The sequence below is a fragment of the Microvenator marinus genome, assembly GCF_007993755.1.
Taxonomy (GTDB): domain Bacteria; phylum Myxococcota_A; class Bradymonadia; order Bradymonadales; family Bradymonadaceae; genus Allomicrovenator; species Allomicrovenator marinus.
Map to the genome: position 1 here is coordinate 4,733,243 of NZ_CP042467.1, position 14,079 is coordinate 4,747,321.

Below are 14,079 nucleotides of genomic sequence, written 5' to 3' on the forward strand. Positions count from 1 at the left end.
TACTCTTCCCTTGAGAACAGTGAGGACTAGTTATGTCAAACTCAGCAGCAGCTTTCGAAGAATCAGTCCGGCGCATGAACCCGGTTTCCGCTCCAAAGGAAGAGCGAGAAAGCGTATCCGCGTTGTTAAAACTCCTCAAGCATGGGGCACTGGAGCAATCGGAGCCAGCTGCCTACAAATTGGTGAGTCCGTCTGGGGAGGTCACGGAGCTTCCCGCGTCGGTCCTTCTTTTGCTCGGTCGCGTAATCGAAGTACTCGCGCGAGGCGATGCGTTAACTGTGGTACCGGTCGGCAAAGAGCTGACCACACAGCAGGCAGCTAACCTACTGAACGTGTCGCGACAGTACTTCGTCCGCCTTTTGGACGATGGACGACTCCCTTTTCGCAAGACTGGTACCCATCGACGAGTAAGAATTGAAGATGTGTTGGCCTATGCGAGGCAGCGTGACCGGGACCGAATGGCGTCATTGGATGACCTCGCTCAACTCAGTCAGGATTATGGGGGCTACCAGGAGATCCCAACGGAGGACTGATGGTTACGGCACCATTTCGCGTCGTGCTAGATGCCAACGTTCTCTTCCCATTCACTCTTCGGGACACATTGCTTCGCGCCGCAGCACGAGGAATGTACCAAGTCTATTGGTCAGAAGAGATATTGGACGAGGCTACACGCAATCTCATCGCCAGTGGGTACATGAATGACGAACAGGCGGCCAACCTCTTAGCTGCGATGCGCAACGCGTTTCCCGAGGCGATGGTTCGTGAGTACGAAAAGCTCATTCCCGCAATGCCGAATGATGAGAAAGACCGACATGTAACCGCGGTTGCGGTAAAGGCAGGAGCTCAGGTTGTTGTGACGAGCAACATGAAGGACTTCCACCCGATGCCGAACGGAGTTGAGGCGCAAAGTCCGGATAGCTTTTTGCTAAATCTACTTGATATCAGTCCATGGGAAATGGTGGAGTTACTCCATCAACAAGCAGCGTCACTAACCAAGCCGAGAGTGACCCTGAACAACGCACTTGCTTCGGAGTTCTCACGATGAAACGTTATCTGCTCCTTTCAGCGCTCCTATTCGCGTGTTCCTCCGGAGACACTCCACCAACCGCTCCAGACCAGGGCGTGGAAGATCAAGCGGATATGCGAGAGACCTATCCAGATCGCTATGAGTTCTGCGAGTGGCGCGAGTTTGCTCCGAGCGGGGAACTTGAGTCTGACTTAGTGGGGGACTGGATCGTGTACGATTTTGATACGGATTTCGGCTCTCATAGCATCATGCGGATAAGAGAAGACGGTACGTATGTGCAATGGCAGCTTTCGCAATGCGAGGAGGAATCAGCGTGTTTCCTTGCCGGCGCAGACCTCTGTGAGATTGACTCTTATGGAGGAACTTGGTCAGTGGACGGCACAAATTTCAGTGTAAATGGCTACGCCTGGCCGATGGACAGTGGCACTCTACATGACTTGACCTTTGGAGGGATTGACAGCGTCTATCTATTCTTGGACGCCGCCACGTGCTCCGACCCGTGCCTTACGGAGTAACGTGTCTAAATGAGCTCATCCATTCGGGGTCAATATTCTCGCCTTCAATGGTCCTTCTGGCCCAATCGGCTTCCTGGGCAATCGTGCCAGAAGTCGGAGGAACAACCACCACCACACGTTCATCCTCCAAGTAGCGTTCTACCAGAGCTTGGACGTCAGTAGCCGATTCATCGCCCGCATAGATGCTTCCGAGCGCATAGAGCGCCCAGAATAGAATCTCCGGCGGCTCGGTCCCGTGCTCCAAGAATTTCATGAGGATTGGAGCGAGCTCTGGACAACCGGCGGATTTCTCTGTGGCTTCGGCTCGAAGTTCCACAGGCACCGCGGGGTTTAGGAGGAGTGCCAACAAATCCACATGGAAAAGGTCGTGAGCCGTGATGGAATCCAAGGCTAGAATCCGTAGGGATATGTCGGCGTCGGCTGAATGTAAGAGCTTTCTTTTGGCCTCAAAATCTTGGTCGTCAGCGCTCAAGCTATCCCCCTCGTGTTCTTCAACGGAAGCCGAAAAGTTGGACCCAGAATTTTTCACCGGAATCACTCACGGCGTAGCCTACGCCCAGTTCGGTATAGTCGCCGGACATCATGTTGGTGCAGTGGCCGTCTGATTCCGTCCAACCATCTACTACTGCGGAAGGTGACCCGTAGCCACGCGCCACGTTCTCGCCCACAAGGCCCGGGTAGTTGGCGCGGTCTGCGCGATCCGAAGGCGAGCTACCGTCGGAGCCTTCGTGAGCCATGAAATCGTTCTCGGCCATGTCGTCCGCGTGAGCCTGCGCCGCGATTCCCAACTCGGTGTTGAGCTGCAATGGGCCCACAGGGTTCTTCATACCGTGAACGCCGCAATCCTGGCGCTCAGCGCGGGTTTCGTTCGTGAACTCGAGCACGCCAAGGACCTCTGCGCGGTCGTTGATAAAAGTACACACACTGTCCACGCAAGACTCAGACGCGGCACACTTGGTGCCGCAGCCGCCACAATGGTCGTGGTCCGTCTCAGTGTCGTAACAGCGTCCCTGGCACATGGTGCCGCCAGCCAGGCACAAGCACTCCCCACTATTGCACGTCGAGGTGCCGATGATGCATCGGTTATTACACTCGCCGCAATGGTCCATGGAGATCTGGCCGTTGACGCAGCGCCCGCCGCAGAAGATATCGCCTTCTTCAGGGCACATCGGCGCGGGCTCCACCGTCATCTCCTCTTCGGCCACATCGGTGCCCATGTCCATTTCAGTGGGTGGAGGCGTCTCTTTGGTGTCCTCACCACACGCAACCAACAACAACGTAAATAGAAATAACCAGCGCATCAGGTCTCCTCGAAATCATCGCTCGCGCGCGACACTCTAACTATCTGAACCACTCGCGTCCAATCGACATTTCCGAAACCGACTGCTATGGGGTACGAAACCGTTTTCATTCGGATTCTTATGGGTCAAATCATCATAAACGATTGCACGCTCCGAGATGGGATGCACGCACTCGCGCATCAGTACACCTTGGAGCAAATGGTCAGTGTGGCCTCCATGCTCGACGCGGCCGGCGTGCAGATTATCGAGGTCAGCCACGGCGACGGCCTCAATGGAAACTCGGTCAACTACGGGTTCTCGCGCCACACGGAGATGGAGTACCTGCGCGCCGTGCGCGAAGTGCTCAAGAGTGCGCGCCTTGCTGCCCTCCTCCTGCCTGGAATCGGAACCATAGAAGATATGGATATGGCCATTGAGGCCGGAATTGACACCATTCGGATTGCCACGCATTGCACCGAGGCCGACGTCTCAAAACAACATATCGAGGCCGCTCGCGAGAGGGGCCTTGATACCGTTGGGTTCCTGATGATGGCGCATATGTTGGAGACTTCGGAGCTGGTTAAACAAGCAAAGCTCATGGAGTCCTACGGCGCGCATTGTGTGTACGTGACGGACTCCGCTGGTGCGCTGCTCATGGATGAAACGCGTGAAAAAGTCCGCGCGCTCAAAGACGCACTTCAATGTCAGGTGGGCTTTCATAACCACCACAACCTTGGGCTCGGTGTGGCCAATACGGTGATCGCGGCAGAGGAAGGGGCCGACCGCCTTGATGGGTCTATCGCAGGCATGGGTGCAGGAGCCGGAAACTGCCCGCTCGAGGTTCTGGTGGCGGTCCTTAATCGCATGGGAATTGAGTCAGGCGTGGAGCTCTACCCCTTGCTTGAATGCGCCGAAAACGTGGTCCGCCCCTTGATGACTCGCCCCGTCCAGACCGATTCCAGCGCGATTATGTTGGGATATGCCGGGGTGTACTCGTCATTCCTGCTGCATACAGAGCGCGCCTCGAAGCGCTTCGGTGTGGATTCGCGCGATATCCTCGTCGAGCTCGGTAAACGCCGCATGGTAGGCGGGCAAGAGGATATGATCGTAGATGTGGCGCTCGAGATTTTGGAAAAACAAAAAGGATAAGAAATGATGGATCAAGAAACCGTCGAAAAACTCGCTAGGGTCGTGGACGATGCGGCCATGGAATCTACGCCCATCACCATGCTCACTGCGGAACATGACGGGCTGACCATAGAGGACGCCTATCGAATTCAGCGCGCCTCCATGCGCCGAAGGTTCGGCCGCGGCGAGACGTTGGTGGGGATGAAGATGGGTCTGACGTCACGGGCGAAGATGGAGCAGATGGGCGTTCACAACCCCATTTACGGCCACCTGACCAGCTCTATGAAGCTCACCTCCGGCGGCTCCTTCAAAAAGGAGAGCTATTGCCACCCGCGCGTGGAGCCCGAGATTGCGTTTATCATGGGCCGGGACATCAGCGGTCAGGTCACAAGCCAGGAAGCCCTGAGCGCCGTCTCAGGCGTGTGTGCGGCGCTTGAAATCATCGACTCCAGATACAAAGACTTCAAGTTCACGCTCAACGACGTGGTGGCCGATAACGCATCGTCCACTCTCTTTGTGCTGGGCGAGAAAATCGCGACTCCGGATTTGGACGTGTCCAACTTGGGGATGGTGATGTCGGTGAATGGTGAGGTGCGTGAGACCGGCAGCAGTGCTGCAATTCTGGAGCATCCTTTGCGCTCCCTTGCCGCCCTTATCTGCATGCTGGATTCCGTCTCCGAGGGCCTACACGCCGGGCAGATCGTGCTCGCTGGCGGGGCAACACAGGCCATCGCTTGCACGCCGGGTTCGCACGTAAGTTTGGAGGTTGAATCACTCGGATCGGTCGAGTTTTTTGTGGAGTAGAGGATGCTCGAACTCGACCCGGGACAGGTCCTTGAAGGACTTAAACACACGTATCTGATCGAAGCGGAGCAGGGGCGAGGCGGCTTCGGAATCACGTGGAAGGCTTCCGATGAAGACGGGAAGCTCGTGGTCGTCAAGCAGCTTCGCCTGGACAAAGTGGACTCGTGGAAGACGCTCGAGCTCTTCCACCGCGAGGCCGAGGTGCTCGAGTCGCTCAATCACCCACAGATCCCGGATTACGTGGAGTTCTTTGCACTGGCTGATGGCAAGGCTATTCCGATCGAACCAGGGGCTGAGAATTCGGGCGCACTCTTTCTGGTGCAGCGCTTCATCGAAGGGAAAACACTCGCCCAATTGCGCGCTGAGAAAACCCACCTTGAACCGGCTGAGATACGCTCCATCCTGCGTCAAAGTTTGGAAGTTCTGGCCTACCTGCACGAGCTCTCGCCGCCCGTGATTCACCGCGATATCCACCCTAAGAACCTCATCTTAGGACCCGACTCCAAAGTCTATCTCATCGACTTTGGCGCCATGCAGGATCGCCTCAGATTCGGCGACGAGATGGGCTCCACCACGGTAGGCACTTTTGGGTTTATCCCGCTCGAGCAGAGTATGGGCCGCGCCCAGCCCGTCTCAGACCTCTACGCGCTCGCTATGACAATCCTGAACCTCGTTTCAGGTCGCGCACCACACGAGCTTCCCGTGGACGAAATGACGGGCAAGGTAAAGGTTGCCGAAGTGGTCTCAGACTCGGCGCTACGCGGCGTCTTGGACGCGATGGCGGAGCCCATTGTTGGGCAGCGCATCAAGAGTGCTCGCGCGGCCCTCGAGGCTTTGGACAACCCCACCGCGCTCGTCAAAGCGCCGGTCGGCGCGCTTGTGCGACCAGAACCCACAGCCAGTATAACCGCGCGGCGCATCTACCGAGTCCTCGCCGGAAGCTCGATTTCAGGCGCCGTGCTGACATACGCCATCTTCTTCAATGACCTTAGCGAAACCCAGCTCGTAGCCTTTGCCCCATTCTGGGTTTACCCTATGGTGATTGGACTTAGCGGCATCATCTCCGAGAGACGACCAAAACCTTATCAATCTTTGGTGGTCTACTCTGTGGTAGCCATCGCGGCGTTTAGCTTCTTTTTGTACGGTATTTTCCCGGGTCTTTGATGTTTACCTTCCTCCAACTCCTGGTTTCTGGACTGGCTATTGGCTCGGTCTATGCCCTCGTGGCGCTGGGGTTCGTGGTGGTTTACAGGGCCTCGCAGGTTTTTAACTTTGCGCACGGGGAACTCCTGACGTTTGGCGCGTTCATCATGGTCACGTTCACGGGCCTCGGTCTCTGGTGGCCGCTCGCGCTCGTGGCCTCTATGGTGGCCACAGGCCTCGTCTCCGTACTCATGGAGCGAGTCTTCTTAAGGCCGATGGTGGGGCGCCCGGTCTTCGTGACCATCATCCTCACGATTTTCCTCGGCCTAATCTTACGCATTGCCATCATGGCCACATGGGGAACCGACGTCCGCGGTATGCCCACACCATGGGACACTTCGGCCGCGCTCCGCCTGGGTGAGGCGAGCATCCTCTACAACTCGGTTGCCGCGATCGTGGCGAGCGGTGTGGTGCTCGCGCTCTTCTTCGCCATGATTAAGTACACCCGTCTTGGAATCGCGATGCGTGCAACCGCTTCAGACCAAGAGGTGGCGCTGGCTTTGGGGATTCCAGTGGGTAAGATTTTTGGTGTGACGTGGTTCAGCGCCGGTGCGATGGCCGCCCTAGGTGGCATCTTCCTCGGAATGTTCCCCAGACAAGTAGAACCGACGCTCGGATACATTGCCTTGAGGGCCTTTCCTGCCGTGATTGTCGGCGGTCTTGAGTCGCCCGGCGGGGCTGTGATTGCGGGCCTACTACTGGGCGTGCTTGAGGTCCTCTCACAAGCCTATATCAACCCCCATTTGGGCGCCTTCGGGCACAATTTCCACGCCGTGTTTCCCTACGTGGTCATGATCGTTTTCCTCATCGTCAGGCCGCATGGCATGTTCGGTCAAAAAGACGTGGAGCGTGTCTGATGCCAACTCGAGCCCTTATCACGGGATACGAAGACGACCTCAAGCTTTGGCCAGATTTTTGGCATAAAGTCGCCTGGTTTTTTGGCCTCTTAGTCTTCGCAGCGTTTCCGCTTATGGGTGCATGGTGGACCACCATCGCGACTCTTGGTTTCATCCATATCGTGGGCGCTCTGGCGCTCATGATTCTCACGGGATTTGCCGGCCAGATAAGCCTTGGACACGCAGCATTTCTGGCAATTGGGGCGTACACAGCAGCTGTGCTTGGCAATGAATTCGAGCTCCCCTTTTGGCTCCTGATCCCGATTTCGGGCGCCATGGCCGCGTTAGTGGGGCTCGCGCTTGGCCCCTTTGCGCTGCGTTTGCGCGGCCTCTATCTGGCCATCGTGACGATCGGCCTGCTATTCCTCGTGAACCACACCCTGCACACAATCCCCCAAACCGGCGGAGTGGGTGGTACCTCGGTCCCCATGTACTACTGGTTTGGTGCCGAGTACGACGTGCAGGCCCTCAAGGTCGGAGGCTCGTTCGAGCTCAAACTCTATGCGCTCTTCGGCCTCATGGCCTTCTTCTGCGCCATGGCTTGCGTGAACATCCGCCGCTCAAACATCGGGCGCGCCATGTTCGCTATCCGTGACCACGACTTGGCCGCGGCCGTGCTGGGCGTAAAGCCGCTCAAGACGAAACTCATGGCCTTCGGAATCTCCTCATTCTTTGCGGGAGTAGCCGGCGCCATGTTCGCGTTTCAACAGCAGTACATCACCATCGAGCCGCCCTTCGATATGAACATGAGCGTTCAATACATCGCGATGATCGTTCTGGGCGGAATCGGCACGGTGTTTGGTGCGGTTGCGGGCGCTCTGGTCTTCACATTCTTGACCCCGCTGGCCGAGCTTGTCGGCCCGTTCATACCTCTTGTGTCCGAGCTTTCATCCGCTCAGCAGAGCACCCTGATTTTCTCGTTGGTGGTGTGCGGATTTTTGATCTTTGAGCCGATGGGCGTGCTCGGAATCTGGCTCAGAATCAAACGATACTTCCAGACCTGGCCATTTTCGTACTAGCCGCGATTCAGAGTGCACACCTGCACACAGCTGGTTCGTCTCCGGTATAGGCTTCCTCCAAGACCGGACAAGATTCCCAGCCATCCAACGTGTAGGTGGCTCCGAACAAAACGGCAGAAGGAGATTCTAATTGTTCACGATAAAGCACCACGCTGACGGCACTTCCGTCTTGAATCTCCCCACAAAACTCAACTTGAGGCCCATCACAGGTGGGCTCTTCGGCCGTCCGGTCAGCACTTAAATCTATACCATCCAAGACCGCGCATCTTTCGGGACACGAATCTGCAGCAAAGGACGCACACGGCACCAACTCTTCCTCAGATGACCCACAAGAAGCCAAGAAACCTGAAGCAAATGCTCCGATCACAATAAGTTTGAAAAAGCCCATTCTTTGCACGTGAACCCCTAGTAGTTGTCCCGGATACAGACTAGTTCACCTCAATTTGCCGATCAAACTTAATCCAACTCCTCGATCCGAGCACCATCTTCGATGACTGCATCGGTACGGTCCCGCTTCATCACCGAATCCAGGGCATCAAGAATACGATACACACGAACGGTTACCGGGGCGCCTTGATGTTTAGGGTACTTGCCCTTCTCCATCTTCTCCACGAGGCATTCTTTGACCTCGTCCGAAACTTCCACCGACGTCTCAAACTTGGAGATTTCTACGCTGGGCTTCTTGCTCTCAAAACGGAGCCTGAGCTCTACATGGCCGCTACGAGGCTCCTTGGAGCTAGTCCAAAACTTCTTATGGCAGGATTGCAACGACGTCTTAAAACGTTTTGAGACTGCGTTCGTCAGATTGGTGCGTGCCTTTTCCTGCGCGGCCTTTTCACGTTTCGTCATCCCGTACTGATGGTCCTCGCCGATACCCCATGCAACAGGAGAGTAGGGCACATAATCAAGCTCTGTGGTGCCTGAGCAGATGGAAGGACGAATGGTCTTCTTATCCGGATTTGCATAGATCATGTACGACTTACCGGCACCGAGCTCCAAATCGCACATACTCTCGGAAGCACCGACTTTGAACTTCCGACCTTTCTTCGTGCCCTTCCAACTCTTGACCACCTTAACTTCGAGCTCGCCATCCTTGCCCTCCGAGACCTCGCCGTAGAACACGAGTTTGTGGCCATCCACCTGAGCACCACGAGACTGAGGCTTACACGAGCAGGCGTGAGAGTCTCGCGCCACGCCGATGACCACGAAGAGAGTGAGTAGGGCGGAGGCAATGACTTTCATAGTTTTGCTCCGAAGGACATTCCTACGGCATGACACGCCTTGATGAGCGGCGAATCAAGGGGCACCGTCTTGACCATATTCGCCACCTCGGAGAGTGGGACGCTCGTAAGTTTTCCGTCTTGACGCGCCACCATCCGGCCGAACTCGCCCCTCCGAATGAGCTCCGATGCATGTGCCCCATATTGGGTGGCCAGAATGCGGTCGGCTGGGGTCGGCGTGCCTCCTCGCTGAACATGGCCAAGAATCGTGGTCCTGACTTCAGAGTCAATGCGTCCCTTGAGTTGTGCCTGAATCACATTGCCTACACCGCCAAGGCGAATAGGGTCTGGCGAATCATCAATCGTTTCTCGCACGGTCATCTTACCCGACTGCGGCTTCGCACCTTCGGCAACCACAATAATGGTGAAACTCTGCCGGTCTTCGCGCTCATCACAAACCCGAACAATTTCGTCAATATCGTACGGAATCTCGGGAATGAGCACGATATCCCCGCCGCCCGCTAGCGCGCTCTCCAGTGCAATCCAGCCCGCGTAGCGGCCCATGGTCTCAAGGATCATGACTCTGCGGTGGCTCTGTCCGGTTGTCTGAAGTCTGTCCACTGCCTCAGTCGCAATCGAAACCGCGGTATCAAACCCAAACGTGCGGTCGGTCGCCATCAAGTCGTTGTCGATGGTCTTGGGCACGCCCACAATCCTCATGCCCTTTTTCTCCATTTCATGAGAGATCGACATGGTGCCGTCGCCGCCAATGACTACGAGCCCGTCCAACCCGAGCTCGTTGTAGTACGCCACAACTTCATCGGAGACGTCCGCTCCGTCACGCCCAAAATAGCTTAGGGGGTTCGCCCTATTGTGGGTGCCAAGAATGGTACCGCCCTGCGCCAGAATACCGCTCACATCTTTGTACGATAGCGAAACCGCGTTTCTCTCAATGAGTCCGAGAAAGCCTTCCCTGAATCCAATCACCTCGGCGTCGCAATGAAGCATCAAGCTCTTTGCCACGGCGCGGATCACAGCATTCAATCCTGGGCAGTCTCCACCACCTGTCAAAACCCCAATCTTCATAAAACACCTCAATTTCTGAATGACTGGTTGCAGCTTAGTTTTTGGTGGTATCTTTGTAAACGCTGTGCACGCAGGGCTCTTTGCCCGTTCCCTATGATAGGTCCGAAAATGTTTAGATATCTGCTACTCGCTTTTTCACTCCTCGCCGCCTCATGCGCCACCGATGAAGTTCCACCGCCAGATTTGGGGACGGACTTGGATGTTCCGGACTTCAATCAGCCCGAGCAAGACCAGGGCACCACTGAGCCCGATCAGGCTGAAGACATGCCGGTTTCGGAAGACATGCCCGTGGAAGATATGCCCGCTGAAGAGGACATGCCAGCTGAGGAGGACATGCCTGCCGAAGATATGTCGACGGATGCTGAGCCCGATGCCGAACCAGATTCGCCGCCAGACTTGCCGGAAGGAGACACGTGCCAAGACGCAATCGATGTCACCGCTGGAGCCGCTTTGAGCGGCCAGACCACCGTTGGCGCGACCGATGATTACGAGGCTTCCTTTTCCGGAGACAATTGCCCGAACGCTAGATTCAGCGGGCCGGATCGAGCCTATGTAGTCCAACCTGCGACCCAAACGACGTACACCGTGCAGGTGCTTCCTGAGGCAGGATTTGACCCGTCGCTCTACGTTAAGGTGGACTGCTCTCAAGACGCGTGTGTCACCGGTACGGTTCTGAACGGCGAAGGCGTCCAGGAGTCCGTCACGTTTGACGCCCCTGCTGGAATCCCAACCTACATCATCGTGGACGGCGAACAATTCAGCGAAGGCATGTTCGACCTGAATGTCACCATCAACTAGCTCAGCTAAATTTTGTTTGTAACTCTTTGAGGGTTAAGGCAACTAAAGCTAAAGAGCTCTAGTGAGATACGTATGATCGAAGTTGATTTCCGCGCGGTAGACCGAAAAGACCTGCCCCCGCCCACTCTGGATTTCCTCCACCTGGATACACTCTGGTTGCAGGTCACGGGTACACTATGCAACCTCGCGTGCACCCATTGTTTCATCTCGTGTGGGCCGAAGAACGACTCCCATCCCTTCATGAGCCTCGACGATGTGCGGGGCGCCGTGGAGTCCGCGGCCGCGATGGGCGTACAGGAGATATATTTCACGGGCGGCGAGCCGTTCATGCACCCGGATATCAAGGAGATGATCGAGCTCTGTCTGGAGGTAGCGCCGCTCAACATCCTGACCAACGGCATTCTCATCACTCCGGAGATGGCCGACTGGCTCGCGCACAAGTTCAAAACTGCCAAATACAGCCTCGATTTGCGCGTGTCCCTGGACGGAACTACTCCCAAAGAAAACGACGCCATTCGCGGCCGAAAGACGTTTGACAAAATCATCGCGTCCGTCGAGCTCCTCTGGAACGCCGGCATCAATCCAGTCATCACCGTGACCACCTGCCATGCCGACCTTTCGGCTGTGGAAGGGCGCATGAAGTTCATCGAACTCCTCGCGGAACACGGCATCACACAACCTCGCATGAAGTTTCTCTCGCCGTTCAAAATCGGGCGCGAGGAGCGCCGCGATCAAGGCTATGCCGACTATCAGCGGCTCGTAGAGGGCGACCTCCTTGAGGGCGAGGAGCACGATCTTCAGTGTTCGAGCTGTAGAATGGTGACGGCCAAAGGTGTTTGGCCGTGTCCAATCCTCATCGAAGTGCCTGAAGCCCGCATGGGGATTAGTCTTGACGATGCTGCTATTCCAATCAAGCTCGACCACCCCGCGTGTTATACATGCCATGTTGAGGGGGTTTCATGTCGGACATGAAAGTCCTGATTTTTGGTGGGATTTACAACAACTATTTGGCGCTTGAAGCCCTGCTTGAAGCTGCCGAAAAAGAAGGCGTAGATCAGATTTACTTTCTCGGAGATGTCGGAGGTTTTGGCCCTCATCCCGACAAGGTATTTCCATACTTAAGAGATACCAAGAACATTTTCCTTATGCAGGGAAATTACGATCATAGTATCGGGAACAGACTAGAAGACTGTGCATGCGGATACACCGACCCGAGAGATAATTATTTTGCACAGATTTCTTATGATTATACTCTGGAGAATACATCTGATGAGAACAAGGATTTCCTAAAGTCCTTCGCGCCAGAATTTCGTCGCGATTGGGCTGGAAAACGCATACTCATGGCCCACGGTTCACCTCGTCGGGTCAATGAGTTCTTATGGGAGTCCACAAGTCCAGTAGGCTTCTTGGATTATATCTTAAAAGCGTCAGATTCTGACGTTCTTTTTGTGACGCATACGGGCATCCCCTGGATGCGTGAGTTTCGAGACGGAAGGAAGGTGGTCAATGTGGGCGCCATCGGAAGGCCTGCCAATAACGGGAAGACCACCGTGGATTACGTCATCGTGAATACCAACACGCTTGATATCACTCTTCACGAACTCGCTTATGACCATGTCCGGCTTGCGTCTGAGATGGCGGCTGAGGGGTTACCAGAGCCCTTTGTTCAGACCATCTTGACCGGATGGTGGACCACATGTCTCGAAGTCCTCCCTGCACGAGAGCGCGCGAGAGGAATTCACTAATCAGTTGAAAGTTGGTGACTCGAGTGTCATACTTTTACCTACATCATCTGTAGGTAGAGAATATGAACAGTCGCTACGCTCTTATTTTCGCACCACTCCTTGCGCTCAGCGCTTGTGTAGACGGTCCGGATGCCGGTCAAACCGAGGCTGAAGTTACGTCTTTGCCGGGTTACCGCACTCAATTTTTTGCGCTCGAAGCCCCTGCAACGATCAACGTAGAAGGTGTTGGGCAGGTTAATATCGAGGAAGATTATATTCCCGGCGTGGTCGCGTGTGAAAACGGCGGTGCCCCGCTTGAGGCGCTCAAGGCGCAAGCAGTTCAGGCGCGCTCGTTCCTCTACTACAAGATTTTTGTGGCGGGCCAGACCACCATCCGAAACAGCACTGCGGATCAGGTCTATTCGTGTTCTTACAGGCCGAACGGACCCGACGAGATTCACCGACGTGCCGCGCGTGAGACCAAGGGGCAGTACCTTGAGTGGAACGGAAATATCGTGGCTGCATTCTACGTGGCCGGCGCAATACCTCCGAATCCAGACCCTGCAAACGCAATCGAGTCATGCAAGCCAAACGGTGGAAATGACCCCACATCAACTCAAAGATGGGTGACGTACAATTGGGGCAAATCGGGCTGTGGTATCGAAATGACGCCACTCGGTTGGGTGCCGGCAGATTGCAATAGAAACCCTCATAACCGCGGCTGTGCTTCGCAGAACGGCGAGGCATGCCTTGCGAGGGTGGGGTGGAAGTACCAGGACATGCTCGACTACTATTACGGTAGCGATATTGTTCTTACCAACGCCACGGGAACTCATGGTGGGCCTCCACCACGCGAGCTTACCGATTACGATCGATTCTGCGGTCTAAAGGCGGACGGCTCCTACTGTTTTGACGCGAACGTGCGTGTGGACTGTGCCGAGGAGTTTGGAGCCGGCTCAGAGGTATGCGGCGGTGGTTGCCAAGAAGGTGCCTGTGTGGCCGTTGAGGAGCCCGGAGACGAGACGTGTGGGGACCTTGCCGATGGCGCCCATTGCGCTGACGCAGCAACCCGCATTGAATGCGTAGAGGGCACGCTATCATTGAGTGAAAACTGTCCGGGTGGATGTGAGACTGGAACGTGTCTTGAGCCAGGCAACAACACTCCAGAGATACCGTCCAATAACCAGAATCCAGAAAATCCAGAGAATCCGGAAGTGCCTAACAACCCGGATCCGACAACACCTGCTGAGTTCCCGTCGCTCGTCTCTACGTCAAATGGCAACGTCCAGTCATGTGCGACGGGTGGAGGGCCAGCGTCCTTGATCTTGACCCTCCTAGGTGTGTTGATGGTTCGAGTGAGACGCAGGGCCTAAGCCCGC

At 55.7% G+C, this 14,079-nt stretch carries 17 protein-coding genes; 12 read left to right on the forward strand and 5 right to left on the reverse strand.

Translation table 11 applies throughout. The features are described from left to right. Window positions 1-32 precede the first annotated feature (32 nt). Genes FRD01_RS19420 through FRD01_RS19430 form a run of 3 tightly spaced genes read left to right on the forward strand, consistent with a single transcriptional unit; the run spans window position 33 to window position 1,542 of the window. A complete protein-coding gene (locus FRD01_RS19420) occupies window positions 33-533 on the forward strand; it encodes a helix-turn-helix domain-containing protein (RefSeq protein ID WP_249755760.1) in 501 nt (166 codons plus the stop codon). Beyond that, window positions 533-1,045 (forward strand): PIN domain-containing protein, encoded by a 513-nt coding sequence (locus tag FRD01_RS19425; protein ID WP_146962597.1) that lies wholly within the window; start codon window positions 533-535, stop codon window positions 1,043-1,045. The genes FRD01_RS19420 and FRD01_RS19425 overlap by 1 nt, the downstream gene beginning before the upstream one ends. Next, the gene (locus FRD01_RS19430) at window positions 1,042-1,542 is read left to right on the forward strand and encodes a hypothetical protein (RefSeq protein ID WP_146962598.1); all 501 of its coding nucleotides are present in this window, start codon (window positions 1,042-1,044) and stop codon (window positions 1,540-1,542) included. Before FRD01_RS19425 ends, FRD01_RS19430 begins: the two co-directional genes overlap by 4 nt. Here the strand turns inward: FRD01_RS19430 and FRD01_RS19435 are convergent. Beyond that, entirely contained in the window at window positions 1,532-2,014 is a 483-nt protein-coding gene (locus FRD01_RS19435) for a hypothetical protein (protein ID WP_146962599.1), read from the reverse strand. The two genes, FRD01_RS19430 and FRD01_RS19435, sit on opposite strands and share 11 nt — an antisense overlap. A gap of 19 nt (window positions 2,015-2,033) precedes the next feature. Continuing rightward, window positions 2,034-2,843 carry a CAP domain-containing protein gene (locus FRD01_RS19440; RefSeq protein WP_146962600.1) on the reverse strand — a complete coding sequence of 270 codons (810 nt, stop codon included), beginning with the start codon at window positions 2,841-2,843 and terminating at the stop codon, window positions 2,034-2,036. 120 nt (window positions 2,844-2,963) lie between these two features. On the opposite strand from FRD01_RS19440, the gene dmpG reads away from it, so the two are divergent. The 5 genes from dmpG to FRD01_RS19465 are packed head-to-tail and all read left to right on the forward strand — an operon-like array spanning window position 2,964 to window position 7,872. After that, window positions 2,964-3,971 (forward strand): 4-hydroxy-2-oxovalerate aldolase, encoded by a 1,008-nt coding sequence (gene dmpG, locus FRD01_RS19445; RefSeq protein WP_146962601.1) that lies wholly within the window; start codon window positions 2,964-2,966, stop codon window positions 3,969-3,971. Between the two features lie 3 nt (window positions 3,972-3,974). Continuing rightward, the gene (locus FRD01_RS19450) at window positions 3,975-4,754 is read left to right on the forward strand and encodes a 2-keto-4-pentenoate hydratase (protein ID WP_249755761.1); all 780 of its coding nucleotides are present in this window, start codon (window positions 3,975-3,977) and stop codon (window positions 4,752-4,754) included. Window positions 4,755-4,757: 3 nt separating this feature from the next. Further along, window positions 4,758-5,918 carry a serine/threonine protein kinase gene (locus tag FRD01_RS19455; protein ID WP_146962602.1) on the forward strand — a complete coding sequence of 387 codons (1,161 nt, stop codon included), beginning with the start codon at window positions 4,758-4,760 and terminating at the stop codon, window positions 5,916-5,918. Continuing rightward, entirely contained in the window at window positions 5,918-6,814 is an 897-nt protein-coding gene (locus tag FRD01_RS19460) for a branched-chain amino acid ABC transporter permease (RefSeq protein ID WP_146962603.1), read from the forward strand. The genes FRD01_RS19455 and FRD01_RS19460 overlap by 1 nt, the downstream gene beginning before the upstream one ends. After that, the gene (locus tag FRD01_RS19465) at window positions 6,814-7,872 is read left to right on the forward strand and encodes a branched-chain amino acid ABC transporter permease (protein WP_146962604.1); all 1,059 of its coding nucleotides are present in this window, start codon (window positions 6,814-6,816) and stop codon (window positions 7,870-7,872) included. Before FRD01_RS19460 ends, FRD01_RS19465 begins: the two co-directional genes overlap by 1 nt. A gap of 7 nt (window positions 7,873-7,879) precedes the next feature. Here FRD01_RS19465 and FRD01_RS19470 read toward each other — a convergent pair whose 3' ends face one another. The 3 genes from FRD01_RS19470 to FRD01_RS19480 all read right to left on the reverse strand — a co-directional run bounded on the left by FRD01_RS19470 (window position 7,880) and on the right by FRD01_RS19480 (window position 10,178). After that, complete coding sequence (locus FRD01_RS19470; protein ID WP_146962605.1) at window positions 7,880-8,260, reverse strand: hypothetical protein; 381 nt, start codon at window positions 8,258-8,260, stop codon at window positions 7,880-7,882. Between the two features lie 68 nt (window positions 8,261-8,328). Continuing rightward, entirely contained in the window at window positions 8,329-9,114 is a 786-nt protein-coding gene (locus FRD01_RS19475) for a hypothetical protein (RefSeq protein WP_146962606.1), read from the reverse strand. Next, window positions 9,111-10,178, reverse strand: coding sequence for a 6-phosphofructokinase (locus tag FRD01_RS19480; protein ID WP_146962607.1), 1,068 nt, complete (start codon window positions 10,176-10,178; stop codon window positions 9,111-9,113). The genes FRD01_RS19475 and FRD01_RS19480 overlap by 4 nt, the downstream gene beginning before the upstream one ends. A 108-nt stretch (window positions 10,179-10,286) precedes the next feature. Between FRD01_RS19480 and FRD01_RS19485 the strand changes: the two genes are divergently transcribed. From FRD01_RS19485 to FRD01_RS19500, 4 genes are all read left to right on the forward strand, one after another. Beyond that, window positions 10,287-10,976 (forward strand): hypothetical protein, encoded by a 690-nt coding sequence (locus FRD01_RS19485; protein WP_146962608.1) that lies wholly within the window; start codon window positions 10,287-10,289, stop codon window positions 10,974-10,976. 72 nt (window positions 10,977-11,048) lie between these two features. Beyond that, complete coding sequence (locus FRD01_RS19490) at window positions 11,049-11,948, forward strand: radical SAM protein (protein WP_146962609.1); 900 nt, start codon at window positions 11,049-11,051, stop codon at window positions 11,946-11,948. Then, on the forward strand, window positions 11,936-12,721 hold the full coding sequence (locus FRD01_RS19495; RefSeq protein ID WP_146962610.1) for a metallophosphoesterase family protein: 786 nt from the start codon (window positions 11,936-11,938) through the stop codon (window positions 12,719-12,721). The genes FRD01_RS19490 and FRD01_RS19495 overlap by 13 nt, the downstream gene beginning before the upstream one ends. 62 nt (window positions 12,722-12,783) lie before the next feature. Beyond that, entirely contained in the window at window positions 12,784-14,073 is a 1,290-nt protein-coding gene (locus tag FRD01_RS19500; RefSeq protein WP_146962611.1) for a SpoIID/LytB domain-containing protein, read from the forward strand. Window positions 14,074-14,079 lie beyond the last annotated feature (6 nt).